The organism is Paenibacillus sp. SAFN-054 (genome assembly GCF_051966755.1).
Classification (GTDB): Bacteria; Bacillota; Bacilli; order Paenibacillales; family Paenibacillaceae; genus Paenibacillus_AQ.
The window spans coordinates 1,395,225-1,420,453 of sequence record NZ_JBQCKS010000001.1; the positions used below are offsets into that span (position 1 = coordinate 1,395,225).

The window sequence follows — 25,229 nt, forward strand, 5'->3', positions numbered from 1 at the left end:
CTTTATAAAAACAATATGACCCGATTCAAGCAATAAGCATGTGAATGACCGTCAAAACGAGCCCGATCAAAAAACCACATATGGCGCCGTTCACGCGAATCCACTGCAGATCGCCGCCAACCTTATCCTCGAGCATTTGAACCAAGGATTGGTCATCCAGCTGATCCAGATTTTCGCGAACGAGCAGACCAATACGGTAGTAATTGGCTTCAACCGCTTTGACGATAAGCGAAAGAATGCCCTGCTCCCAGCGGTTCATCATGTCCTCCCTGCCACGCAGCATGTTCGTTGTCCAGCGGAACACCTTAATCACTCCGCGCCCCCCGTTGTCCTGTTCCTTTTCCAGGATCAGAAGGATCCGGGCTCTGAGCTCTTCCAGCTTGCGCAGCATCCACTGCTCCGAACTCGGATCGGCCACTTTCTCGCCGATCATGCCCTTCAAACGCTCCGCTACTTCGGGGTTCCCGGCGAAATCCGACACCTGCTGGCGAACCTCGGATAGGATCCGCTGCCGGAAGGGGCTGAGGTCCTCCTTCATTTCGAGAAGAGAGGACAGAATCAGATTTTTGAGGATGTTACCCAGCTTCTCCTCGCTCATAAAGCCCAGCATCGCCTGCAGCGCGAAGCCCTTCATGCCGCTCAGCTGAATCTCCTGCAGCTTGTTATGTGCAAGCTGTCCCAGCATATACTCGTTCTGGGGATTGCTTACCCATCTGCCGGCAAAATTCAGTACGTAATCCAGCGCCTTCTCGTCTAACCGGCTGCGATAGGCCTGCCGTGAAGCGGCCTCGAGTAGCGGCGATAAATCCTGGCTTTGCAGCAGGTTCACCAATGATTTCTGCACCTGGGGAGTTATCTGCTCCAAGGGGATTTGACGAACCACGTCACTGACCGTGCCGATGAGCTTAAGCCGGTTCTCTTTCCGGCCGATCAGCTTGAGCACTCCCGAGGACAAGCCCTTGAACAGCTTGACTTGGCGCAGCCTTTTGGTAATACTCTCCTTGTTCAGCAGCTCGGTTTCCAATGCGGAAATGAGCGAATTGACGATTTTATTCCGGTTCTTAAGCAGCAAGGAGGTATGGGGAATCGGAATCCCCATCGGATGGCGGAACAAAGCCGTCACCGCGAACCAGTCGGCAAAGCCGCCGACCAGCCCCGCTTCGAATCCTCCCTGAAGCAGCCGTACCGCGATATTCTGCGGCAGGAACAGGGTAATCAGAAATCCTGCTCCCATAACCGCAAGAGAAGTACCTGCCAAATATCTGGTTTTCATGTTGAATCCCTCCGCTATGTATCACTTCCATCGTTACATTTCATATATTTACCCTATTGTATCCATTTTTGACCCGGAATCGACCTTTCGCAACCCTCTATGAATAGAAAAACTCCCGATCAACCGGGAGCTAGAGGTCAAATTTCGGTTCATACACGGTAAATTTCTCTTCTACAGGCGTTCTCGGCTGAGCCGCAGGCGCTTCATCGAAAAAACCGAGATGCAGAAAGCCGGCGATTTTTTCTTCGGGCAGCACGCCAAGCATTTCCTTGACGCTCGGATCGTAAATATGGGGATTGGTTTTCCATACCGAGCCGAGACCACGTTCCCACGCCAGAAGCTGAAAATTCTGGATCATGGAAGCGACGGCCCCGTAATCTTCATCCTGCTGTTTCCGGTTTTCACTGTCCGGCATGACGATAATCAGGTAGGCATCCGGTTCATTGAAATATTTGATGCGGTTCTCGAACATCTCTTCCGGGTAATGCTGCGCCATCTCGAGTGCGAATAATTGCTTGGATCCGGTCGGCACGAAAATGAATCGCCAAGGTTCCCGAAGCTTATGGTTGGGTGCATAGACGGCATCGTTCAGCAGTTCCAGCACAAGCTCCTGCGGAACGGGGATATGCTTATAGCCGGTCTTGACGGACCTTCTCTCCCTGATAATGCCGGCCAACGCCGATGGTTTGCTGTTATTCATCAATTCCTTGTACGCTCCTTGCGAATGAAATATCGAGTATCATTTTATTTGAAGGAATACGAACGCCGCTCGCTCCAGCTGCGCAGAAGGGTGCCCACGATCAGGAGCAGCACGCCGGCATTAATCGCCAGATCCGCGATATTCATGATGCCGGAGCCAGATCCCCAGACGAGAAAATCGGTCACTTTGCCGAATACGAGACGATCGATCGCATTCCCCAAAGCCCCTCCCACCAGGAAGGCTGCCGCCGAATCCAGCACGATGCCGCGGATCGTCCCTTTTTTCCGGTAATATATAATACAGGCAACGACGATCACCGCTAAATAGGCGAACCATTTGCCGTACCCCTGAAAGGAGCTGAAGGCTGCGCCGGTGTTCTGGTAGTATTCAAAGTGAAGATAGGGGTCCAGCACGCCTCGGATCTCTCCTACCGACATATGACCGCGAACCCACCATTTCGAACCTTGATCGATAAGCAAAACGATGAGTGATAATATGTAAAAAAGCATAATTCCCCCTCCTTTCGCCTCTTTAAAGCTGATGCTGCACTGCAGCCTTAGCGGCTCTTAATGAGCAGTTCCACCGCTTCTTTCACCAGCGTGCCGGTATCATTCCCTTTGGCATGTTCTTCGAGTATGCATTGCTCGAGGTTCATCGCCACAATGTACGCCATGGCTTTATCCGTCGCACTGCGTACCGCAGACAGCTGAGCCACGACATCCTTGCAGTTCTTGCCTTCCTCCATCATGTTCAGGACGCCTCGGACCTGACCCTCAAGCCGCTTCAAGCGCCGGACGACATTATCGTCGTATTGCATGCTGTATCATCCTTTCCTTGTGCCTCAGCAGGGCTGGGCATAGCGTTTGGCATTTACTGTTCCATCGAATCCAGGGCAGCGTCCAGGAGAGCGTCGAACAAATCGTCGTCTTCCTCAAGCAGCTCGTCCATCTTCAGGAACTCTTCTTCTAAACCGGATTCTCCGGCGAAATTCAGACTGTAGTCCCACTCTTTGCCTTTCTTGCTGAACAGGGTGATTTCATATTGGGAATGATGACCCGCCAACGTAAAAGTGACATGCCCGATATACTGCTTGTCCTCATCCTGCTTCATATCCGTTTTGATAATTTGCAATTCCATGTAAACATATCTCCTTTAAATGCGTCTCAATGTATCTATAGTATACCATGAGCGGTATTCTTTCCATCCGGAGTGCACATATTTTCAATATGTCGTTCGATTTAGTACAATACGATCAGGGGATTTACTTAAACCCCGGCTGCAACATTAATCATAATTGGAGGGTTTATAATCCATGGCAGATTTTCAGCAAAATTTGAACAAATATGCCGATCTGGCCGTCAGAGTCGGTGCTAATGTCCAAAAGGGACAAATTCTCGTCGTGAACGCCCCTGTCGAATCGGCAGAGTTCGTGCGTATGATTACCGAGAAGGCCTATAAAGCAGGCGCAAGCGATGTCAGAGTCAACTGGAACGATGAAAAGGTTACCCGGTTGAAATACGAGCATGCCGCAGATGAAGTATTCTCCGAAGCTCCCAAATGGTTTGCCGGCGAAATGACCGAGCTTGTGGAAAAAGGAGCCGCTATTCTGCACGTGCTTGCCGAGAACCCGGATTTGCTCAAAGGCATTGAACAAGAGCGGATCGCCGCGAATCAAAAAGCCAAAGGACAGGCAATGGCTAAATATCGCGCGTACCAGCAGGCCGACAAATTCAGCTGGTGCCTCATCGCCGTGCCGTCGCCGGAGTGGGCCGACAAAGTATTCCCGGATGCGCCCAAGGAAGAACGCGTGCAAAAGCTTTGGGATGCCATTTTCCATACAGTACGCGTGGATCAGGACAATCCAGTGGAAGCTTGGACCAAGCATTTGGAAACACTCGATCACAAATCCAAAATCCTGAACGCAAAGAAATATAAAAAGCTGCATTACATAGCACCGGGAACGGATCTGACGATCGAACTGCCTGAAGGGCACATCTGGGCTGCAGGCGAGAGCTTTAACGAAAAAGGCCACAGCTTCGTCGCCAATATGCCTACGGAGGAAGTGTTTACGGCTCCGCTGAAAACCGGGGTAAACGGTTATGTCAGCAGCACGAAGCCCCTCAGCTACGGCGGCAACATCATCGACAACTTCACCGTTACTTTCGAGAACGGCCGCATCGTGGGCGTCGAGGCTGAAGAAGGACAAAAAGTGCTGGAGCGTCTGGTCGAAATGGATGAAGGCTCCCACTACCTTGGCGAGGTAGCCCTTGTTCCGCATCAATCGCCGATTTCGGATTCCAACATTCTCTACTTCAACACGTTGTTCGATGAAAATGCCTCCAATCACCTGGCGATCGGCAGCGCGTATGCCTTCTGCCTCGAAGGCGGCAAGGATATGAATCAGGAGCAGCTTGCGGAGCATGGACTCAATACCAGTGTTACTCACGTTGACTTCATGATCGGGTCCGGGGAAATGGACATTTTCGGCATAACCGCCGATGGAAACGAAGAACCGGTATTTAAAAAAGGAAACTGGGCATTTTAAGCTTTGACTTCAAAAAACCATCAATGCTCGTCATTCATTTCTGCATAAGATGTAGCCTTGGAGTCCGACAGAGCCTTTCCTGCAGCAGCGGGAAAGGCTCTATTTCTGGATGACCGGACGAATTTCCGGACACATACGGGTTCTATTTGACCTTCGGTTGATTTACAATAGAAAAATAACCCATCATTTGAACTATCAACTGATGCACTGATATACAGGAGGGATATCAAGATGTTAACTTTTCAAGACAAATTAAACAACTATGCAGAGCTCGCCGTGAAAATTGGCGCCAACGTGCAGCCTGGACAAACGCTCGTCGTCAGTGCTGCCATCGATGCAGCCGAACTTGTACCCCTCATCGTCAAAAAAGCATACGAGGCCGGAGCCAATCTGGTGAAAGTCAATTATACGGATGAAGTCGTCACCCGTCTTCGATATGACTTGGCGCCGGAAGAGTCCTTCCACATCCCTCCCACCGCCCAAGCCCGGGAATGGACTGAGCTGGCCGAACAGAATGCCGCTTTCCTGACAGTCATCTCCTCGAATCCGGACCTGCTTAAGGGTGTGAGCCCCGAACGCATTGCTAACCATCAGCGTACCTTCGGACAAGCCATGGCGAAATACCGCCAGTATCAGCAGTCCGACAAAATGAGCTGGACGGGCGTCGCCTTCCCGTCACCGGATTGGGCGGCCAAAGTATTCCCTGACGTGCCGAAGGAAGAGCAGGTATCCAAGCTGTGGGATGCTATTTTCCATGCGGTTCGCGCTGATCAGGAGGATCCGATCGGGGCATGGCATAAGCATATTGAGACCCTGCAATCCAAATCCGACGAGCTGAATCATAAGAAATATCAGAAGCTTCACTTTACAGCCCCCGGAACCGATTTGACCATCGAGCTGCCGACAGGTCATATATGGGCGCAAGCCGGAAGCGTCAATGAGCAGGGTACGACGTTCGTAGCCAATATTCCTACCGAGGAAGTGTTCACGGCCCCGCTCAAATCCGGTGTAAACGGCTACGTCACCAGCACGAAACCGCTCAGCTACGGCGGCAATATTATCGATCGTTTCAAGCTTACTTTCGAAAACGGCCGCATCGTGGATTTTCATGCTGAAGAAGGCCAAGATACCTTGGCCCGCTTGATCGGCATGGATGAAGGCTCCCACTATCTCGGCGAAGTGGCGCTCGTTCCTTACCACTCCCCGATCTCGCAAAGCAATATTTTGTTCCTGACGACGTTGTTTGACGAGAATGCCTCCTGCCACTTGGCTATCGGCAGCTCTTATGCATTTAACCTCGAAGGCGGTAAAACGATGTCTGCTGAAGAACTCGCCGCTCACGGCATGAATGCAAGCATCACTCACGTCGATTTCATGATGGGTTCCCCGGAGATGAACATTACCGGCATCACGCATGACGGCAAGGAAGATCCGATATTCGTAAACGGAAACTGGGCTTAAATCCGCCTGGAATCGTTTCAAGCCACATCCGAAGGGTTATGGTACACAACAAAAACCGAGCTTTAAGCTCGGTTTTTTACATGCATTCATTTGACGATTAGGAGAAGCCGGTGTTACCATAAGACCAATTTCATGATGCTAGGAGCTGATCAGATTTGATATCTATTGATTTGGCGGGAAAAACCGCACTTATTACCGGAGCAACCGGCCAGTTGGGCCGTGTGATGGCCCGTACGCTGGCTGAGGCGGGCGCGGATATTATCGTTCACTATCATGGCAACGAAGCCAAGGCGAACGAATTGAAAGCCGAAATCGAAGCGCTTGGCAGAGCCTGCTGTACTGTCCAGGCTGACGTCACCGATTTTGAATCGGTAAAGCTCATGAGTGAAAAAGCGGTAAGCGCTTTAGGCAAAGTGGATATTATCGTAGCCAATGCGGTCATCCAGTATGGATGGAAGAGCATTCTGGAACAGCCGCTTGAAGACTACCAAAGCCAGTTCGATTCTTGCGTTCTTCAAAGCGTACATCTGGCCAAGGCCTTCGCACCCGCGATGATCGGACGTGGACAAGGCCGCTTCATCGGCATCAACACCGAATGCGCCATGCAGAACTTCCCGGGCCAATCCGCCTATACGGCAGGCAAACGCGGCATGGACGGAATTTACCGCGTGCTCGCCAAAGAAATCGGTGAGCACGGCATTACCGTCAATCAGGTCGCGCCAGGCTGGACGATCAGCGAAAGGGACCGCGATAACGACAGCGAAGTCCAGGAATCTTACTCCCAGCACGTCCCGCTGAAACGCCGGGGAACCGATCAGGAGATCGCCAACACGGTTCTGTTCCTGGCTTCGGATTTGGCCAGCTACATCACCGGGGCGTATATCCCGGTATCGGGCGGAAACGTTATGCCTGCGATTTAATCCAATGACAGGCATCCGTACGCCTTCAGGGTCATCAGGCGGTCCAAGGTGATCATACTCCGCCATTCTGCCTGATTTCCTGGACTCAGCGCTGGAAAGCTCATCGTCCATCCGCCGTCATCCTGCTGCTGGCGGACCAGATCAACTAAATGCCTGCGCACTTCTTCTTCATCGATCCATTTCTTTGCATAACAGCCGGGGGCCGGAGCCCATTCCAATACCTTATGTACATATCCCTCCGCCTCCGGATTTCTTTCGATCGTTCCCGGCTGCTGCAGCCATTCGTCCACCCGCCTCCATTCGACCGCAGATCGGTCCGGATCCTTTACATGCTCCAGGAACGAGATGCACTGAACCACATCGTGGTAATCCGTGCCGTCGGCATGCGGGATGCTTTTCCATACGTAATCAACGGCATGTTTAAACCACCCCTCCTCCATTAAATCCGGAAATACCTGCTGCTTAAGCAATAATCCAACGATTCGCCCTGTCGGATTCAGCGATCCGAGACGGTCATTCTCTGTGTTCCACCATGGAGCATGAGGATAGTCGCCCACATCAATCACAGCCCGAGGCAGTCCTCCATCCGCTCTTACGCTATTTGATAGATAACGAAGCACTCCCTGAAGCATTTCGGCATCGAACTCTCCAACCTCATCCATAAGCATCAGGGCATATTCCGTTGCAACCGGCTGGCTGCCCGGCGTGCGCATATCCGGCTCCAGCGCATTCCCGAACCCGCCATCGGGATTCTGATAAGGACGCAGAGCACTCAGAACGGACTCGGCGCTTCCTCCGGTAAAATGAAATTCGAATCTCTTGCGATCCAGCAGTCTTCCATTAGCATACATAAAGTCCCGAGCCTTCCGAAATTGCGTACTGGTTAACTTCATGCGAGTTCCCTCCTAGGGATGAAGTATTTTTCTGAAACTAGTAATGGCCTTGTCACTGCACCGAGGCTGCAATCGGGACAACAGTTCATCCCGAGCTTCACTCTTCGTCCTGCTTATGTCCTTGATCCCGCTTCTCCCCATCCAATGCGCTGTTGTTTCGTATGAGGTGCTGCTCCAGCCATTGATCTCGCCCTGTTCATCCACCTTGGGCTTCACGCCGGATATGACAACCAGCATCGCGCCCTGCAGCTCGGCAACCGCCTGGTCGAAAGCCTTCTTGTCTTCCTTTGCTTTCATCTGCGCCCGATCCCGAAGCACGCGCGTGTCGATGCCCTGCTCGATTTCGATCAATTGATACAGCTGCCACGCCGTAGGGGACAGCAGTCCATTCTTGTAGCATTGGTCGGCATCTTCTCCAAGGCGCAGACAGGCATAGACCCACGGAAACCATTCGGCTGAAATCAAAACCGCCTTCTTCCTGAAAAACTTGCCGTAAGCCGCTTTTCCTTCAAGCGGAAAACGCGTACGCCAGCCCCAAGGATCCCGTTCGGTGCCGCTGTGCCAGCTGTCCTTCGGCGTAATGCGATCCAGGGAGGGGTAATCCGGAATCAGGGATGCCAGCGGCAGAATGCCGATTTTTTCGATATATTCCGCGGCCTCCTCGTAGTGATTGAGCAACACATGCTCTTCCATGTTTTCAATCATGAGTTATCCTCCTTTGCATTGGCATGACTTATGCTTGGTTCATAACGGTTATGAAGCTGTTCAGCCTTATGGCGGATTTCTGTCCTAAGCTGCTCCGGGACGATGACGCGGGCCTCCATGCCCAGTGAAAAAAACAACTGAACGGCCCAGTCCCACTCGCTCTCAGGCAAATGAATATCGACGATCCAGATGTCGTCGTTCACCTGCTCGATGCTTTCACCAATATGCTCGTCCCGTTCCACGCGCAGCATACCTCTATAGGTAAGCTCGGCCCGGATGTGCACCGTTCGGACTTCGCTTTTATGGGCTGCGGGTTCGGTATAATCCATTGGTGCAGCAGAGAGGACCATATCGCTCATCCGGTCTATACGCAGCCTGCGCTTCTCGCCATGGGTAAAGGATAAGCAGTCGCAGTACCAGAAGCCATGGGCCGCAAAAAGCTTCAAGGGCTTGATCAGCAGCCTTCTCCGATGGTTTTGCGATTGATAGAAAACGGTTATCCAGTTACCGCTAGCCGTTATTTCGAGCAGTTCCTCCAGATGGGGAAGATGGTATTTCCGCTTAGGCACCTCGACTTCCATGCTTCCCAGAAGCGGATCAATTTGCCTGGCGGTATCCTGAGGAAGGATGCTCCGAATTTTGTCCATGACGGTCCAGCGCTCCCCGTTAAACGGCGTATCCGTATAGCCGGTCAGCCCCTGAAGGGCAAACAGGACACATAGGGCTTCCCTGGCACTGAGCTGCAGCGGTGGCAGCTGGAAGCCTTCCATCAGCGAGTACCCGCCATGGGGGCCACTCGCCGCGGCAAGAGGCACGCCGATCTCCGAGAGCAACTGAATATCCCTCAATATGGTACGGCGGGATACCTCCAGCCTTTCGGACAGTGACGAAGCCGTCTGGCTGCCCTGCTGCAAAGCGATAATAATAGCCATCAAGCGGTCCATTTTCTTCACTTGCGCCCTGCCCCTTTGCATGTTGGTAAACCCATTATAGCAGTCTATTGGTGACATCATATATGTCACTGATAATCAAACTTCGCAATCTTTAAACGGAATACCCATGGTCCTTAATCGTAAGGTTGGCCTTGTTCGCAACAAGCCGGAGCTTTAAAGCAGCTGATCCCTCGCTGCAGCCCAAAAAAAACGGGTATTTCCCTCTTCCATGTACTCGGTTATAATGCCATAAGATAAGCCATACATTATTACTACTAGAAAGTATCCATGAGTAAGAGAGCCGGGATGGCCTTCGGCCCAGTCCCCCTTTTGCAAATTCCTGTAAAAAGATGGATACAGAAGCGGATGAAGGAGGAGAACCACCGTTATGTCCAACTTTTTAAACAAGCTCAAACAGGGTGTGTCAGATGCGGGCAAAAAAGCCCAGCAAACCGTGGAATCCACAACGCTCAAGTTTCAAGTGTCATCCAAAGAAAAAGATATCGAAAAAAACTATACCGAAATCGGGCGCATCGTATACCGTTCGCTTGAAACGGAGTCCAGCTTCATTCCCAATGCGGAATTCCAGACATACCGGGAAGCCATTCTCGGTTTGGAGCAGGAGATCGAAGAATTGAACCGTAAAATTCAGCATTTGCAAAATCTGAAAGAATGCGGATGCGGTAAAATGCTGCCTGCGGACGCTTCCTACTGCCCTTTCTGCGGTCAGCAGTTCCAGACTCTTGTCGTTCAACCTGCTGCCGTGCAAGTACCCCCAGCGGATAAGGCAGCCTTTTGTCCTCGCTGCGGCGAACCTGCAGCGCATGACGATCATTTCTGCCGCGGCTGCGGATTCCGCTTACATGAATAAGCGCGTCTAATGCCAAAAACCGCCGATCCGGTCCGGATCGGCGGTTTTTGCTATCGATTAGGCATTACTTTGTACGCTTCATGGCATAAAACATGCTGGTTTCTTCCCATTTCTCGCCTGGCGCCAGCCCGATCAATCCGATCTCTTCCGCCGGAAGGCCCTCAATGTTCGGAGCATTCACCAAATTCATTTGCGGTTCAGGACAGAAAAACTTCCCGCCGGCTTCGTTATTCCAGATCATCCAGTGTTTATATGCCGTTCCGACATCATACACGAGAACATCACCGGTACGGTTATCCGTCAGCTCCATCCGGTTGCGTCCATCCTGTGGAGCCGCGGTGTAATGATTATCCATGGAAGCGAAATAAGGACTTGCGCCCGTCGTTTTCATTTGCTCTTCTTCTGTACTGAGCGGCTGGAAATTGCCAGTCGGCAGCATGCGTTCGCTCATTTCCCGGCGCTGTCCGATCGTCACTTTGAACGTATAATCCGACGCTTCGCTTCCCGGTACGAACGGCGCGTTGATCGTCGTATGGAAAGCCAGCAGATTCGGCATGTTCTGCGTGCCGTCATTCGTAACGGAAACCTGCTGCTGCAGGCCGCTCGCATTTAGCGTATAACGAAGCGTAATCGTAAATTCAAACGGGAAAAACTGCTTGTACAAATGGCCTTCCCTAACCCGCTGGGAAAGCACGACCACGCTTTCATATTCGTCTCCCTTTATGTAATCGACATCCCAGGGCAGCTGGTGCATAAAACCGTGCAGATGGTTGCCGCGATCCGTTTCATTAACGGGAAGCTCATACACTTGCCCTTCCCAGGCAAATTTCCCGCCGTCAAAACGGTTCGGCGGAAACAGTACAGGAATCCCGTAAATGCCGGGGTTTTCCAGAAAATCCTTCATACCGTCCGCTTCCGGCTCCCGTAAATAGCGGAAACCGTTCTCGAGATCTCGGAACAGGATCAGGTTCGCTCCCCGTTCCGGCAAAACGGCTGCCTCATAACGGCCATGCTTGAGCCAGACGGCACGCTCACCGTGAAAATCGCCTTCATATGCTGCATATTGTTTATCCATGATTGCTGATTGCCTCCTTCAGGTATCGGAAAATACACTGCTTGTATTAATATACCACGGCAGGCAGTCCAGCGAAAACGCTTATCCATTTCGCTTCAGTACGTATTTTCCGGATTGGATACGAGAAGAACGTCCAGATCCCTCGCCAGCCGGATCAGTTCCCTTACGACCCTCCTGCGCCGGATGGTTTGGCCGCAAACCGCCTGGCCGACGATAATCTGCGTAGCTTGCACGCGGTTAGCCTTATTCATGACCATGGAAGGGATCCCCTTCCAATTATCCACCGTCGTTGCTTCGAACGAGCCGCCAAAGCTCTCAGCCAGCTTTTGGCATGCCTCAATTTTGGCCTGTTCATCTTCTGCGGATTTCACATGAATGTAATTCACGTACCACGTAGCTTTCAGGCGATAAGCGATCCGGAAACCGCGCCGGATCAAACGCTCGCTGTTGGATCCCGGCACGATACAGACATAAATCGCTTCTTCTTTCCGCCATGGACCCCGGAGCGAAAACTGTCTTTCCCAGGCCTCCAGCCGTTCATCGACATCGTCTGCGATCTCGCGGAGGGCGAGCTCGCGCAGCGCGATCAAATTGCCTGTTTTGAAAAATGAACTCAGCGCCTGCTCGACTTTGCTTGCCGCATAAATTTTGCCGTCTCTCATCCGCTGCTGCAGCGATTGCGGGGTGACGTCGATCAATTCAACCTCGTCCGCCATGGAAAGCACGTAATCGGGTACCGTTTCCCTGACGCGTATGCCTGTAATTTGTTCCACAGCGTCGTTCAGGCTTTCCAGATGCTGAACGTTTACCGTGGTAATCACGGAGATGCCATGCTCCAGCAGATCGACGATATCTTCGTACCGTTTCTTGTGAATGCTGCCCGGCATGTTGCTGTGCGGCAGTTCATCTACGAGAACCAGCTCCGGATTTCGCTTCATAATGGCCGTGACATCCATCTCCCTTAATATCGTGCCCTTGTAAGCAATCTCAAGCGCGGGAACCGTCTCCAGATTCTCCACCTGCGAAGCCGTTTCCGCTCGCCCATGAGTTTCCAGCCAGCCAATGACCACGTCCACGCCCTTGCGGAGACTCTCGTTGCCTTCCCGGAGCATCGTGTACGTTTTCCCGACTCCCGGAGCGGCGCCAATGTAAATTTTAAAGCGCCCCCGCTTGATGCGTTCCACTTTCCTCTCCATCTCTTCCTCGCTGAGCCGGTGGTACAATTCGTGATCTCCCTGCTGCTGTCTGCGCGTAGGCAGAATTCTAGGTCCACCTGCTGCCGTACGGTCGGCAACCCAGAAGATATCGATCCCCTTGGCCCGCTTAAGGATGCCATCCGTAACCGAGCCCTGCCATAATTCCTGACGGCGGCTTTTTTTGGAATGGCCTAGAACAATACGCGTAACTTTCTTATCCACGGCGTAACGGATTAACTCCCCTGCGAATTGCCGTGTTGAACGCAGCGGAAGCTCTTCGAACTGCGCATCGGTCTTTTTAGCCATTTTTTGCAGGGAGCGCTTGAATGCCGCAGCTTCCTTCGAAAGCTTGCTCTTTGCCTGCATGAAAATAACGACCAGCAGGTCTCCGTTTAACCGCTTGGCGATCTGCTGCCCCCGCCGGATATAAATCGAGCCGTTCCAGTGATATTGAGCGGAGACGAGAATCCGTTCCGACGCACCGGATGGTCCAAGCAGCCCTTGCTCCTCCCGATGCTTCTCCAGGGTCGTGTTGACATCCTCGGCCACCAGCCGCAGGGACAATTCCCTGAGAACGGCCAAGTCCTTGCGCGTGAACAGCCCCGTATCCATGCTTTGCTCCAGATGACCCTCCTTCAGCCGGTTGATCAGCGTTTCTGGCGTCACGTCAATTAACCGGACCTCATCGGCCAAGCTTAACGTGCCGAGCGGCACGGTCTCCCTTGCTTCCATTCCCGTCCATTTCCGGGCAAGATCATGTACGCCTTCAAGCTCATATACGTTAAGGGTCGTAATGACACTGATTCCTTGACCCAGCAAAAACTCAATATCCTTCAGCCGGTTTGGAAACCTGGCATCCCGCCGGTTTCGATGCGCAAGGCCATCGACCAGAACCACTTCCGGATTGCGTGCAATCAGTCCTTCCAGGTTAAGGTCCTTCGTTTCTTTCCCCTGGTCCAGCCAATGAATGCTGGGCACGCGTTCCAAGTCCGCAAGCTGCTTGACGGTTTCCGGACGCTGCAGCGTCGAGACGGCACATATCACGACATCTATGCCTTGATGCTGTAAGATCTGCCCCTCCCGCAGCATGTGATAGGTTTTTCCGCTTCCGCTAACAGCCCCGATGATGATTTTCAGGTTGCCGCGTTGAAGCCTGCGAATGTCCTCCAAAATTTGCTCCGGTGATTTTCTTTTATATCCATCCATTAACCTGTTCTCCCCGCCTTCTTGGCTTCCTGTTCCGTGAATCGTACGCCGGAATGCCATATAAGTAAAATCCGTCCGGCGTGATTTCCGGCATTCGAGACGGAGAATTCCGGAAAAATGACTCATTCACTTACAAAAGGCATATATTTGAAACGCTATCTTGCCGAAGCTTGGTTTCTCTTATTTTGCTTGGATTAAGCTTAAAAAATATTAATGCCAAAAATTAGGCTAAGCATCCAATAATATTGTAAAATGGGATGTAAGCGAATTACAGGAAGACGGGGGTTTCGGGAGGGGGAATACCATGTCCAACATGATCAGACTGCTCGCCACTTCGGATTTTAGCGCCATCAGTCAGGATATGCAGGAAGAAATATATTATGAATACTATGATTTTGCCTACGGCATGATCCTTTATATCGTCAAAGATCACGCAGCGACCGAGGATATTATACAGGACTCTTTTATTAAAGTAATCAAAAACAAGCCCGTGTTCGAGAATGAAGGCAAACTGCGCGCATGGCTGAAGGTCGTGACCAAAAACACGACAATTAATTATTTGAGAAAAAATAAAAACTACCGTAACCAACTGGATGTTGAAGGTGTTTTTATGTATAAAGAGGAAATTTCCAAGTCACCTGTATCGGTAGAAAACACGGTAGAAACCAAGCTGATCGAAGAATCGATCATGGAATACCTTCAGAAATTAAAGCCGGAGTACAGCGTCCTGATTGAGTACCGCTGGAAACAGGGGCTGACGTATAAGGAAATCTCGAATATGTTGGATCTGAGTGAGGATGTCGTCAAACAGCGTCTATTCAGGGCCAGGGAAAGTATCAAAAAAATGCTGTTTAAAGAGTGGGGGATTAAGGATGAAAAGCGAAAAATATGAAGAGTGGTTTGACGTCGCTTTTGACCGGGCAGTTTCTTCATCCTCGTTGACTACCGAAGAAGATAAAAAAGCTTCCTGGAAAAAGGTTCAAGCCAAGCTGCAGATGGATAACCGGAAGCGCAAACGCAGGCGCCGCATGCAGCTTAGCGGCATCGTCGCCGCTTCATTCGTTGCCGGAGCGTTTCTGTTTAGTCCTCCCGGCATCACCAAAGCCGTCTCCCCGATCGTCAAAACGGTGGTCGACATGGGCAATGGAGTGATGGGTGTCGTGATTCGAAACGGCGAGGTCCCGCCAACAGTAGCCGATCCCCATACGGACACACCAGCGAATTTATATCCGGATGAGAATATTGACTTTAATGAGAAATTGCTCTCGTCCGAGGTCATGGACAGCGTTAGCGGACCTTTAAACTTGGATGAGTTAAAGAGTAAACTTACGTTTGCTTTGCCCAATATAAACCAACTGGGAACCGATTATACCTTCGAGAGTTATACGCTATCGGAGCCGACATCCGATAACAAAAGGTATGATAAGGTAACCTTGAAATACACAGACAAAAATCAGCATCCCCTATGGATATACTTGCTGAACTTGAGGATTTATCAATCCAAAGTAACCCACCTTTCCAAAGACATCGAAATATTCAAAGTAGGTCAGGATGACGTCTATTATCAACCTGGCGTTCACAATGAGCTGCTGGGACTCCAACATGCGTTGACCATTCAAGTCGGCAGCGATCTGCCTAAAGAAGAACTGATTCGTGTGTATAAACTTCTCGTGCAGGAGGATGATTAACACAAAAAAGCGGCAAACCAATAGGTTTGCCGCTTTTTTTTAATAACAGAGGACGTAGTCCGTATACTCGATATTTTGCTCATACACAGCACCTTTGTTGATCGAATGAACGACCTTAAGGCGATAGTAGAATCCTTTTACACCGGTAAAGGTAGCATTACCAGCAACATAATCGGTGCTGCTCTTGGAGAAATTCGTGTTGCTCACATCGACATAGGCCGCGCCGGTATAACGTTGGAGCGTCACGTAAGCCGTGACCGTATCCACTTTCATTGTGGCTGTCGTATCCGCACTTACGCTCATTTGTCCATTGCCGATCGGTGACAGATAAGCGGAGCCATTGGCTAAGTATAGATAATTACCGGTAATGCTTAAAGGATTGACTGTTTGAGGTGGAGCTGCAGTAAGAGCACCCGGCTCTAAGGCTGTAGAAGAAGCTGAAGCATTGTCGGCTGCGATCGATTCGGCTCCTGCTCCGGTAGCCAGCAGCATGCTGAGTGCGGAAACAGCAACGGTCATGGTCAATAGTTTACGAAAATTAGATTTCTTCATTCTCTCACCTTTCCCTTTTTGGGTAATATTGGAATACAAATCATATAACGTTTTAGAACCGGACAAGTTACGACCCTTTTCAAAGTTTTTTTAAAATTTCGATAGGTTTATTTGTCTGTTTATTTTCGATAAACCCTACAACTCTGATATATAATAGATTTAAGCTTTTCTCAGGGGGGATGATTCGTGATTTTACAACAAGAAAAGGACATCATTCGACTGGTGCGGGAAGATGCCTGGATGATGGACATTCTCCGAACCGCCAAAATGCTTCAGCTGCCGGATTGGTGGGTATGCGCAGGATTTGTGCGATCGAAAATTTGGGACCATCTGCATGGATTCGAAGAGCGCACCCCGATGGCGGATGTGGACGTCGTTTATTTTGATCCTTCCTGCTGTGACGAAAGCGTTGAGAAGGAACTTGAGCAAAAACTCTACTCACTCCGTCCTGCCATCCCCTGGTCCGTGAAAAATCAAGCCCGCATGCATGTCATTAATGACATGCCGCCTTTTACCTCCTCCGTGGATGCCATCTCGAATTTTCCTGAAACCGTGACCTCCCTTGGTCTGACGCTGGATAATAACGATGGCCTTGTATTGACGGCACCACATGGCACCCGGGACGTCATCGAAATGGTCGTTAGAGCTACGACCTACTATTTGCAATCCCCGGATCGTGCACAAATTTACGAGAAGCGTATTTCGAAGAAACAATGGCATCTCATCTGGCCGCAAGTACAGATCATCCCTATTCAGGAGGCATCAACCTGAAATCCAAAAGGCATGCTTCGTTAACGACGAAGCATGCTTTTATTCTGCCGGTTGAATTATGCCAAATGGCAAGCAACAAAATGACCTCCGCCCGCATCGCGAAAGATCGGAACTTCCTCCTTGCAGCGGGCTACGGCATAGGGACAGCGAGTATGGAATTTGCAACCGCTGGGCGGATTAGAAGGGCTTGGAATATCCCCCTTAAGCACGATGCGTTCCCTTTTCAGCTTCGGAACCGGAATCGGAACCGCCGACAGCAGCGCCTTGGTATACGGATGAAGCGGATTTTTGAACAATTCATCCCGGGATGCGGTCTCCATCATCGAGCCCAGATACATCACACCAATTCTTGAACAGAGATGCTCCACCACGCTGAGATCATGCGAGATGAACAAATACGTCAAGCTTCGCGTTTCCTGCAGCTTGCGGAACAGATTGATGATCTGTGCCTGAATAGATACGTCCAGGGCGGACACCGGCTCGTCTGCGATGATCAGGTCCGGGTTCAAAACGAGCGCACGCGCGATGCCGATCCGTTGACGCTGTCCGCCTGAGAACTCGTGTGGAAATCGGTCGATATGATAGGATGACAAGCCGCATGACTGCAGCACTTCGAGCACTCTGTCACGGATTTCCTCTTTCGGTACCAGACCATGATCCAGCAGCGCTTCACCGATGGCATCCCCCACCCGAACCCGCGGATTCAGCGAGCTGTACGGATCCTGAAATATCAGCTGCATGCTAGGACGGATCTTGCGAAGTTCTTGGGGAGACAATCCGTATAAATCGATCCCCTTGAACCTGACTTCTCCTTCCGTCTTTTCCGTCAGCCGGATAATCGTTTTGCCGACGGTGCTTTTACCGCTGCCGGATTCGCCGACTAAACCGAACGTTTCACCTTTTTGAATCGTGATGCTGATATCGTCGACTGCTTTTACATGTCCCACCGTACGGTTCAGCAGTCCTTTTTGAATCGGAAAGTACTTCTTTAAATGATTGACTTCCAGCAGTGCATCAGACATGAACCAGCGCCTCCTCATACAGCCAGCAGGCGGTTTTTTGCTGCTCGGCGACTTCTTTCAGCTTCGGCTGCTTCGTTCTGCAAATATCCATGCAGTGCTCGCAGCGGTCATGGAAATAGCAGGATTCGGTCAGCTCCAGCGGATTAGGCACCTGCCCCGGAATGGAGTATAGTTCATCCTGACGCTGATTGATAACCGGTTTGGATTTCAACAACCCTTGGGTGTATGGATGCTTGGGAGATTGGAAAAGCTTGACGACCTCGCCCTCCTCCACGATTTTACCTGCGTACATCACGATGACGTAATCTGCCATTTCTGCGACAACGCCGAGATCATGGGTGATCAGCAGAATGGACATGCTCGACTGCTCTTTAAACTGGCGCAGCATATCCAGGATTTGAGCCTGTATCGTCACATCCAGCGCCGTGGTCGGCTCATCCGCTATCAACAGCTTCGGGCTGCCGGAAATGGCTATCGCTATCATGATCCGCTGCAGCATGCCTCCGCTCAGCTCGTGCGGATAGGAGTCCGCTATTTGTTCGGCACGGGAAATCCCGACCTGCTCAATCAGCTGGATAGCCTTTGCCCGGGCCTCTTTTTTGCCTAGCTTTTGATGTGTAATAAGCGGCTCCATTATCTGCTGTCCGATTTTCAGTACCGGATTCAGAGACGACATCGGCTCCTGAAAAATCATGGATATATCGTTGCCGCGTATGGTACGCAGCTCGTTTTTGCTTAACTGCAGTAGGTCTTTGCCGTCAAATAATATTTGCCCATGCACAACTTTGCCGCCAGGTTCCTCGACGAGTCCCATAATCGACATCGCGGTTACGCTTTTGCCGCAGCCGGATTCCCCTACGATGCATACCGTTTCTCCTTCCCGCACGCGCAGGCTCACGTCGTCCACAGCCTTCACCTGCTCGGTTCCCTGGACGAAATAAGTGCTGAGATGGTCTATTTTCATTAAGTCTTTCATATGGAATCTCCCACCTACCTCTTCTGTTTGGGATCAAGAACGTCCCTGAGTCCATCGCCGAAAATATTAATGGCTATTACGGTAGCGAAAATTGAAAAGCCCGGAGGAATCCATAGCCACGGACGTTCCTGGAAATCGATTAAATTATTCGCCGCATCGATCATGTTGCCCCATGTCGGCGTAGGAGACGTCACCCCCAAACCGAAATAGCTGAGAACCGATTCGCTCAGGATCGATCCGCCGATGTTCAGGGTCGCGATGACGATGAGCAGCGGCACGATGTTCGGCAGCAAATGATTGAACAGCTTTCTCCGGTCACGAAGACCCAGGACGACAGCTGCCTGCATAAATTCACGTTCCCGCAGGCTCAGCATCTGCCCCCGAACCATCCTTGCAAGCCCTGGCCAATTGACGAAACCGAGCATGAACATGACGATGTACATCCGGTATTCTGACGGCACCTTCCATTCGGACAGCAGCGCCCCAAAAATAAAAAGCAGAGGAAGCCCCGGAATCGTCAGCAGCAAATCGGCGATCCGCATAATGATTTGGTCGACGATGCCTCGATAATACCCCGCAATCGCGCCGAGCAAGGCACCGATGAATACGGACAGCACCATGGACGCCAGTCCCACGGTCAAAGAAATACGGCCCGCCTGCAGTACTCTTGTAAGGACATCCCGTCCAAGCGCGTCGGTACCCAGCCAGTGCTTGAAGCTTGGCGCTTTGTTCATCATCGCCATATGGACTTTATTATCAGCGTATGGCGAGAAGAACGGCCCGATAAAGCAGGCTATAAACATCATGACGACGACGATCAATCCCGAAATCGCAAGCTTATTCTTCATCAATCTGCGCATCGACTGCCCGAAGAGGGAAGCGGATTTCGCAGGTGGCTGCTTAGCCAAAGCCGTTCCCGGCAGCGGCGTGCTGTTCAATGACATGAATGACTCCCCCTTCCCTAATGCAGCCGCACGCGCGGATCAGCAATATGATACAGCACGTCGGAAATAAGCGTGCCGATGACCGTCAGCACGGCGATCAGCATCGTGAATCCCATTAGCAGCGGATAATCGCGTTGTCCGAAGGACTGCATATACAATTGACCAATCCCCGGCCAATTGAAAATTTTCTCGATAATGAGCGAACCGCCGAACAAGGCCGGCAGTTCAAAGCCGACAAGCGTGATTGCCGGCAGCAGCGCGTTGCGCAGCGCATGCCGGAACAACACTTTGCTTTCCGTGAGACCCTTCGCTCTTGCAGTCCGGATATAATTCTGCTTAATGACATCGATCATGTTGCTCCGGAAATATCGGGTAAGCGAGCCGACGCCGAGCAGCGTCATGACGACGACGGGCAGCGTCATATGACGTGCGACTTCCTTCAGATAAGCCAAGCCGGCTGCGTTGCTTCCTGTCGTGAGCATGCCTCCCGGTGGAAGCCACTTCAGATCGACCGCGAATATCTTAATCAGGAACAAACCGATGAAAAATGATGGAAGCGACATGGCCGCAAATATGATGATCATCACCAGTGTATCGAACCAGGAATACTGCTTGTAAGCTGATACCACCCCGATAATGACGGCGATCAGCCAGGTCAGAAAGGTCGAAACGATTGCCAGTAGAAAGGAATTCCATATGTATTCATTAAACAGCGTTAGGACCGGTTTCTGCTGAGCGAGCGAGTATCCAAAATCGCCATGCAGCGCATTTTTCATCCATAATCCATACCGTTCAAGCAGCGGCTTGTTCAAGCCGTAGATCTCACGCAGCTCCGCCTTGCGCTCCGGGCTAAGCTTGATGTTGCTGCTGATATAATCTCCTGGCGTTAAGGCATACAGACTAAAGATCAATAGCGAGGCAGCCAGCAAAATAATAAGCATGTAACTGATCCGTTTCGTCAAATAAGCACTCATCGTTAGCCTCCTAATGGCATGGTCCCCCGCTACTGCGGCATGGCCGCTTTCTCGCGAGGGACGCATGTTTAATATGGATTATTCCGCCGGCTTCAGCGACCAGTCTGGCAGACTGTTGGCCAATCCGACGAATGGGCTGACGGCAAGGTTATCAATACGTCCGTTGTAGCCGTAAACGGTTTTCTTATAACTGGTGAAGATGATCGGAAGCTCATCGTTCAGAAGCTGGAACGCTTCCTTGTAAATCTTTTTGCGCTCTTCGATATCCGATGTTGCCAGCCCTTTGTCGTACAGCTCTTTCAGCTTCGGATTGTCATAGGCTTTAATTTCACCATCCATGAACTGCACCAGACCATCCGACGGATCGGTAAGCATCGGCGTTGAGAAGGACACGAGATCATAGTCGCCGCTTTCCATTTTGGACACCAGGGAGTTGAAGTCGGCGAATACCTCCGGTTCGAATTTCACGCCGATCGCCTCGAAGTTCTCTTTGGCAACCGCGATGAAAATATCGGTTTGCTTGCTCTTCGATCCAAGGAAATGGATGCTGAGCGGCTTGCCATCCTTCTCGCGGATGCCTCCCGCCCCTTCTTTCCAGCCGGCTTCTTCCAGAAGCTGCTTCGCTTTGTCCGCATCATATTTGTACGGGTTGATACCCTCTTCGGTATAAGCCCATGAAATCGGCGATGACGGAATGTTCGCTACCGCGCCCGCTCCCTGATTCGCATCGACGTAGATGCTTTGCCGATCCAAACCATAGGTCAGAGCCTGACGCACCCTTTTGTCCTTCAGGGATTCATGCTCCAGATTTACTTGTAAATATCCATAAGTGCTTGGCGTATAAGGAATGATATTGACGAATCCGAGACTTTTCAGCTTATCGATGTTTTCCGTCGTAGCGCTGAAGGAAGCGTAGTCTACCTCTCCCGTTTCAAGGTACTGCCAGGTGTCTCCTTCCGAAGTTTTGTAAATGAAATGCTCCGTTTTCGGCTTCCCTTTGTAGTAATTCTCGTTGGCTACAAACCGGACTTCCTGTCCCGGAATGAACTTTTCTAGCTTATACGGGCCGTTGCCAACGGGCGCCCCATGCAGTTTTTTGATGTATTCCAGCTGTCCGAATTGATAATCCTTCCCGTAGTAAGCTTTGGACAAAACTTTATCTCCCAGCATAACCAGGGCCGTTGCGTTAGGCTTTTCGAGCGTGACGGATATCGTTTGCGGATCGATGACTTTGATGCCCTCAATGGTCTTTGCTTTGCCTTCCTTGTAGGCCTGCGCACCTTTGACTGCCAGTGTCGGTACCATGGAGTCTCCGTCGTAGGATTTATCGAAGAGAATCGTCCATATAAAAAGCCACGTCGTCCGCCGTCATTGTTGAACCGTCGCTGAATTTCAAACCCTTGCGAAGATGATATGTATAAGTCAGTTGATCGTCGGAAACATCCCATTTTTCAGCCAGGTCCGGAATTGGAAGGCCTTTCTCATCAACCGTTACCAATGAACTGAACAACAGCGAATTCACGTTGCCGTCATAACCGCTCTGCGTAAAATATGGCGTGAACGCGCCGCTTGGATCCGTCAATCCGACAATAATGGTATCGGTACGCTGCTTCGCGACAGCCGGAAGCTTCGACATATCTGCCGCGTTATAAGGCTCATTCAAGCCCGAATCTCCGGCTACTGCCTCGACAGGCTTATCATTGGACGCTCCTTGTTCCTGGTTTGTAGCGTTAGTCGGAGCAGCAGTGTCCTTGGAATCTGAACAAGCAGAAAGCACCAAAGAGCCGACGATCAGCAGCGATGTTAACAAATAAACGCCCTTCTTCATAAAACAACCTCCTCATATTTTCCCATACCAATCATCCTTATGTGATAAGTAGGAATTATGGTCGTATTTGTTATTTTTTATTATAGGAAGCATTTGGAGTTCTGTAAATAGAGAACTTAAAAAGTTTTCAGAAAAATATTATTTTCCTTTTTATTGCTTTATTGGATGTATGCATGAAAAAACGTGACAATCAATAAAAACCTCCCTTATGCCAACAGCATCAAGGAGGTTGAAAATAAACTGTTTATCCTTCTTCGATATATTGCATCAGGCGATCCTGCAGCTGAACCAACGCGCGCCTGCGCAGGCTGTATTCGGTCAAATTCTCCCCCTCGAAATGGGCATACAGCACCCCGGCGCTTCGCAGCTTGGAAATGTGGTCGTGGGTGATTCCCTTGGAGAGCTTCAAGTGGCTTACGATTTCCGTAAACGTTCGCGGACCCTGGTGCAAATACCTTAATATTTTGAGACGGTTTCTTTCGCCGAGACTGCGGATCGTCCGCAGGTCATGTGTCGGTATGAGATCCTCGTCCCCTAAATAAATGCGGGCATTATAGTGGCAAATTAATGTATTTCCATATTGCGATACGATATTCAGCGGCTGGAAATGATACTGCGGGACCAAAATCAGATTCGATATGCCTTCTACAGACTTGAACAGCATCCCGTTGGTCGTCTCGTCGATGAATTCCTCGCCTTGGATGCTGCCCAGACGGCTGACTCTTTGCTGCTTTTCCTGTTCGAGCGCGGTCAAAATTTGCGGATCAACCTCTTTAAAATACTGTTCGTACCACTGCTCAAACATGGAGTATGTCTTCTTTTGAAAAACTTCGATATCCTCTTCGGGATATTGGTTGCCGTGTGCCGAGAAAAGCTCGATGAGCTGATGCACGCTTAATTGGCCAAACCAGGAAATGAACTGCCCGACATCTCCGCCTTGCGGTGCAACAAACGCCATGAGGTAAGCAAAGCTCCAATCGCCGCCCACCAGCATATCGTCCAGTGTCCGGGCAAACTCCGGTGTGAGCTTCGCTTTCGTCTCCTGGGCCCAGCTGGGAGCAAGATCTATCTTTTTGTGTGATTTACGGCATATGTAGGAATGCAGGCTATTCATGAATTCATGAACGGGTTCAAACTTTAACTCAATATTGCGAAACAAACTGTGCACCCTCCTCTCCATTAGAATGAATACATTATAGCTTGAACGTTTCAATACATTCCACTATTTTCCGATCCAAATCCTTAGGAATCCGGTAAAAGGACTGGGACTTTCATATCATCTTATCGGCAATGCCATGACTGCCATCATATCAGATGAACCTGATCCGGTACAACCATGCGAAAAGGCACGATGCAAATGCACCGTGCCCTTCTCTATGTTCACACTTTATGCGCCCGCTTCCTCCATCATCAATTGCGGTTTCAGCAGCTTAATCCTTGCTATGCGCTTTTGATCCGTTTCTTCCACTATGAAAATATGACCGTCGAGCTCAGCCGATTGCCCCTTTTGAGGAGGAATGGCCTCGATCCGGGAATACAGCCAGCCGCCAACGGTGTCGTAATCCGTCGTATCGAGTTCAAGACCGAACCGGTCGTTCACTTCATCAATGAGCATCAATCCGTCAATCGAATATTCATTCTCACGAATCTTTTCAATGCCAGGACGCTCTTCATCAAACTCATCCTGGATTTCACCGACGATTTCTTCCATAATGTCTTCCAGGGTTACAAGACCGGATGTACCGCCGTATTCATCTATCAAGATGGCGATCTGGGTCTTGCCCCGCTGCATCAGCTTCAGCAGTGCGCTGATCTGAATGGATTCCGGTACAGCAAGGATGGGACGAATTAAAGCATTATATTCAGTCGCAGTGGAACGCAGCAAATCCTTGATATGAATAAATCCGATAATGTGGTCTTTGTCGCCATCGCATACCGGGTACCTTGTTCTCATGCCTTCATAGGCGATTTCGAGATTCTCTTCCCGGGACATTTGCGTGTTCAGACAAATCATCTCCGTACGTGGGATCATGATCTCGCGTCCGGTCGTTTCGGCAAAATCGAAAATATTGTCAACCAATGCCAGCTCCGTATTATCAATGAGTCCGTTTTTATTGCTTTCCTTCATCAACACCCGAATTTCTTCTTCGGTATGGGCGGAATCGGATTCTGACGCTGGCGCGATGCGCATCATGCGCAGCAGTGCATTAGCGAGTCCGTTAAGCACCCAGATGAAAGGATACATCAGCTTATTAAAATACACCATTGGAGCCGCCGACATCAACACGACGGATTCCGACTTGCGGATCGCCATCGATTTAGGCGCGAGTTCTCCGAGCACAATGTGCAAAATGGTAATCAGGAGGAAAGCGATGACAACGGCTATGCCGTGCACTGCAGCTTCTCCAAAGCCCAAGGCATGTATCAGAGGTCTAACCAGACTTGCTATGGCAGGCTCACCAAGCCATCCAAGTCCGAGCGATGCGAGTGTGATGCCCAGCTGGCAAGCAGACAAATAAGCATCCAGGTTATTTACGATCTTTTGCGCGAACAATGCGCCTTTGCGTCCTTCGTCAACCAAGGTTTCCACCCGGCTGCTCCGAATTTTCACCATGGCGAATTCCGCCGATACAAAAAAGCCGTTCAATATTACCAATACCACTACCCAAATCAAATTTATCAAACTCGGTAAGGGGT

24 protein-coding genes and 1 pseudogene are annotated in these 25,229 nt (G+C 50.6%); 7 read left to right on the plus strand and 18 right to left on the minus strand.

Features of this window, described 5'->3' with window-relative positions:
• Nucleotides 1-25: 25 nt before the first annotated feature.
• The 5 genes from ACTHPM_RS06540 to ACTHPM_RS06560 form a co-directional block, all read right to left on the minus strand.
• Complete coding sequence (locus tag ACTHPM_RS06540; protein WP_440394388.1) at nucleotides 26-1,273, minus strand: DUF445 domain-containing protein; 1,248 nt, start codon at nucleotides 1,271-1,273, stop codon at nucleotides 26-28.
• A 130-nt stretch (nucleotides 1,274-1,403) separates the two neighbouring features.
• Complete coding sequence (locus tag ACTHPM_RS06545; protein WP_440394389.1) at nucleotides 1,404-1,973, minus strand: nitroreductase family protein; 570 nt, start codon at nucleotides 1,971-1,973, stop codon at nucleotides 1,404-1,406.
• Between the two features lie 44 nt (nucleotides 1,974-2,017).
• Nucleotides 2,018-2,482 carry a signal peptidase II gene (gene lspA / locus ACTHPM_RS06550; RefSeq protein ID WP_440394390.1) on the minus strand — a complete coding sequence of 155 codons (465 nt, stop codon included), beginning with the start codon at nucleotides 2,480-2,482 and terminating at the stop codon, nucleotides 2,018-2,020.
• Between the two features lie 47 nt (nucleotides 2,483-2,529).
• Entirely contained in the window at nucleotides 2,530-2,790 is a 261-nt protein-coding gene (locus tag ACTHPM_RS06555; RefSeq protein ID WP_440394391.1) for a metal-sensitive transcriptional regulator, read from the minus strand.
• 53 nt (nucleotides 2,791-2,843) lie between these two features.
• Nucleotides 2,844-3,110, minus strand: a complete 267-nt coding sequence (locus ACTHPM_RS06560) for a hypothetical protein (RefSeq protein ID WP_440394392.1) — start codon at nucleotides 3,108-3,110, stop codon at nucleotides 2,844-2,846.
• Between the two features lie 175 nt (nucleotides 3,111-3,285).
• Between ACTHPM_RS06560 and ACTHPM_RS06565 the strand changes: the two genes are divergently transcribed.
• The 3 genes from ACTHPM_RS06565 to ACTHPM_RS06575 all read left to right on the plus strand — a co-directional run bounded on the left by ACTHPM_RS06565 (nucleotide 3,286) and on the right by ACTHPM_RS06575 (nucleotide 6,899).
• Nucleotides 3,286-4,518 (plus strand): aminopeptidase, encoded by a 1,233-nt coding sequence (locus ACTHPM_RS06565; protein WP_440394393.1) that lies wholly within the window; start codon nucleotides 3,286-3,288, stop codon nucleotides 4,516-4,518.
• Nucleotides 4,519-4,749: 231 nt separating this feature from the next.
• Nucleotides 4,750-5,979: an aminopeptidase gene (locus ACTHPM_RS06570; protein ID WP_440394394.1), complete on the plus strand. Its 1,230-nt coding sequence runs from the start codon at nucleotides 4,750-4,752 to the stop codon at nucleotides 5,977-5,979.
• A gap of 158 nt (nucleotides 5,980-6,137) precedes the next feature.
• Nucleotides 6,138-6,899, plus strand: coding sequence for an SDR family NAD(P)-dependent oxidoreductase (locus ACTHPM_RS06575; protein ID WP_440395367.1), 762 nt, complete (start codon nucleotides 6,138-6,140; stop codon nucleotides 6,897-6,899).
• Here ACTHPM_RS06575 and ACTHPM_RS06580 read toward each other — a convergent pair.
• Genes ACTHPM_RS06580 through ACTHPM_RS06590 form a run of 3 tightly spaced genes read right to left on the minus strand, consistent with a single transcriptional unit; the run spans nucleotide 6,896 to nucleotide 9,441 of the window.
• Nucleotides 6,896-7,792: a hypothetical protein gene (locus tag ACTHPM_RS06580; RefSeq protein WP_440394395.1), complete on the minus strand. Its 897-nt coding sequence runs from the start codon at nucleotides 7,790-7,792 to the stop codon at nucleotides 6,896-6,898. The two genes, ACTHPM_RS06575 and ACTHPM_RS06580, sit on opposite strands and share 4 nt — an antisense overlap.
• 12 nt (nucleotides 7,793-7,804) lie before the next feature.
• Nucleotides 7,805-8,497, minus strand: coding sequence for an AlkZ-related protein (locus ACTHPM_RS06585; protein ID WP_440394396.1), 693 nt, complete (start codon nucleotides 8,495-8,497; stop codon nucleotides 7,805-7,807).
• The gene (locus ACTHPM_RS06590) at nucleotides 8,494-9,441 is read right to left on the minus strand and encodes a helix-turn-helix transcriptional regulator (RefSeq protein WP_440395368.1); all 948 of its coding nucleotides are present in this window, start codon (nucleotides 9,439-9,441) and stop codon (nucleotides 8,494-8,496) included. The genes ACTHPM_RS06585 and ACTHPM_RS06590 overlap by 4 nt, the downstream gene beginning before the upstream one ends.
• A 376-nt stretch (nucleotides 9,442-9,817) precedes the next feature.
• Here ACTHPM_RS06590 and ACTHPM_RS06595 point away from each other — a divergent pair, with 376 nt between their 5' ends.
• Complete coding sequence (locus ACTHPM_RS06595) at nucleotides 9,818-10,300, plus strand: double zinc ribbon domain-containing protein (protein ID WP_440394397.1); 483 nt, start codon at nucleotides 9,818-9,820, stop codon at nucleotides 10,298-10,300.
• A gap of 64 nt (nucleotides 10,301-10,364) precedes the next feature.
• Here ACTHPM_RS06595 and ACTHPM_RS06600 read toward each other — a convergent pair whose 3' ends face one another.
• Both ACTHPM_RS06600 and ACTHPM_RS06605 read right to left on the minus strand, forming a co-directional pair.
• Nucleotides 10,365-11,375: an aldose 1-epimerase gene (locus ACTHPM_RS06600; protein ID WP_440394398.1), complete on the minus strand. Its 1,011-nt coding sequence runs from the start codon at nucleotides 11,373-11,375 to the stop codon at nucleotides 10,365-10,367.
• A 95-nt stretch (nucleotides 11,376-11,470) separates the two neighbouring features.
• Nucleotides 11,471-13,777, minus strand: a complete 2,307-nt coding sequence (locus tag ACTHPM_RS06605) for a histidine kinase (protein ID WP_440395369.1) — start codon at nucleotides 13,775-13,777, stop codon at nucleotides 11,471-11,473.
• A gap of 304 nt (nucleotides 13,778-14,081) precedes the next feature.
• Here ACTHPM_RS06605 and ACTHPM_RS06610 point away from each other — a divergent pair, with 304 nt between their 5' ends.
• Nucleotides 14,082-14,669 carry an RNA polymerase sigma factor gene (locus ACTHPM_RS06610; protein ID WP_440394399.1) on the plus strand — a complete coding sequence of 196 codons (588 nt, stop codon included), beginning with the start codon at nucleotides 14,082-14,084 and terminating at the stop codon, nucleotides 14,667-14,669.
• Nucleotides 14,650-15,465, plus strand: a complete 816-nt coding sequence (locus tag ACTHPM_RS06615) for a hypothetical protein (protein ID WP_440394400.1) — start codon at nucleotides 14,650-14,652, stop codon at nucleotides 15,463-15,465. The genes ACTHPM_RS06610 and ACTHPM_RS06615 overlap by 20 nt, the downstream gene beginning before the upstream one ends.
• Nucleotides 15,466-15,504: 39 nt before the next feature.
• Here the strand turns inward: ACTHPM_RS06615 and ACTHPM_RS06620 are convergent, their stop codons facing one another.
• Nucleotides 15,505-15,990 carry a hypothetical protein gene (locus ACTHPM_RS06620; RefSeq protein WP_440394401.1) on the minus strand — a complete coding sequence of 162 codons (486 nt, stop codon included), beginning with the start codon at nucleotides 15,988-15,990 and terminating at the stop codon, nucleotides 15,505-15,507.
• A 213-nt stretch (nucleotides 15,991-16,203) separates the two neighbouring features.
• Here ACTHPM_RS06620 and ACTHPM_RS06625 point away from each other — a divergent pair, with 213 nt between their 5' ends.
• Complete coding sequence (locus ACTHPM_RS06625; protein ID WP_440394402.1) at nucleotides 16,204-16,788, plus strand: nucleotidyltransferase family protein; 585 nt, start codon at nucleotides 16,204-16,206, stop codon at nucleotides 16,786-16,788.
• Nucleotides 16,789-16,844: 56 nt separating this feature from the next.
• Here the strand turns inward: ACTHPM_RS06625 and ACTHPM_RS06630 are convergent, their stop codons facing one another.
• From ACTHPM_RS06630 to ACTHPM_RS06660, 7 genes and pseudogenes are all read right to left on the minus strand, one after another.
• A complete protein-coding gene (locus ACTHPM_RS06630) occupies nucleotides 16,845-17,810 on the minus strand; it encodes an ABC transporter ATP-binding protein (protein WP_440394403.1) in 966 nt (321 codons plus the stop codon).
• Nucleotides 17,803-18,786 carry an ABC transporter ATP-binding protein gene (locus ACTHPM_RS06635; protein ID WP_440394404.1) on the minus strand — a complete coding sequence of 328 codons (984 nt, stop codon included), beginning with the start codon at nucleotides 18,784-18,786 and terminating at the stop codon, nucleotides 17,803-17,805. The genes ACTHPM_RS06630 and ACTHPM_RS06635 overlap by 8 nt, the downstream gene beginning before the upstream one ends.
• 14 nt (nucleotides 18,787-18,800) lie before the next feature.
• Nucleotides 18,801-19,730 carry an oligopeptide ABC transporter permease gene (gene opp4C / locus ACTHPM_RS06640; protein ID WP_440394405.1) on the minus strand — a complete coding sequence of 310 codons (930 nt, stop codon included), beginning with the start codon at nucleotides 19,728-19,730 and terminating at the stop codon, nucleotides 18,801-18,803.
• 17 nt (nucleotides 19,731-19,747) lie between these two features.
• On the minus strand, nucleotides 19,748-20,704 hold the full coding sequence (locus ACTHPM_RS06645) for an ABC transporter permease (protein ID WP_440394406.1): 957 nt from the start codon (nucleotides 20,702-20,704) through the stop codon (nucleotides 19,748-19,750).
• Between the two features lie 78 nt (nucleotides 20,705-20,782).
• Nucleotides 20,783-22,532, minus strand: a pseudogene (locus tag ACTHPM_RS06650) (ABC transporter substrate-binding protein).
• A 244-nt stretch (nucleotides 22,533-22,776) separates the two neighbouring features.
• Nucleotides 22,777-23,700 (minus strand): ArsR/SmtB family transcription factor, encoded by a 924-nt coding sequence (locus ACTHPM_RS06655; RefSeq protein ID WP_440394407.1) that lies wholly within the window; start codon nucleotides 23,698-23,700, stop codon nucleotides 22,777-22,779.
• 219 nt (nucleotides 23,701-23,919) lie between these two features.
• Entirely contained in the window at nucleotides 23,920-25,215 is a 1,296-nt protein-coding gene (locus tag ACTHPM_RS06660) for a hemolysin family protein (protein WP_440394408.1), read from the minus strand.
• Between the last annotated feature and the right edge of the window lie 14 nt (nucleotides 25,216-25,229).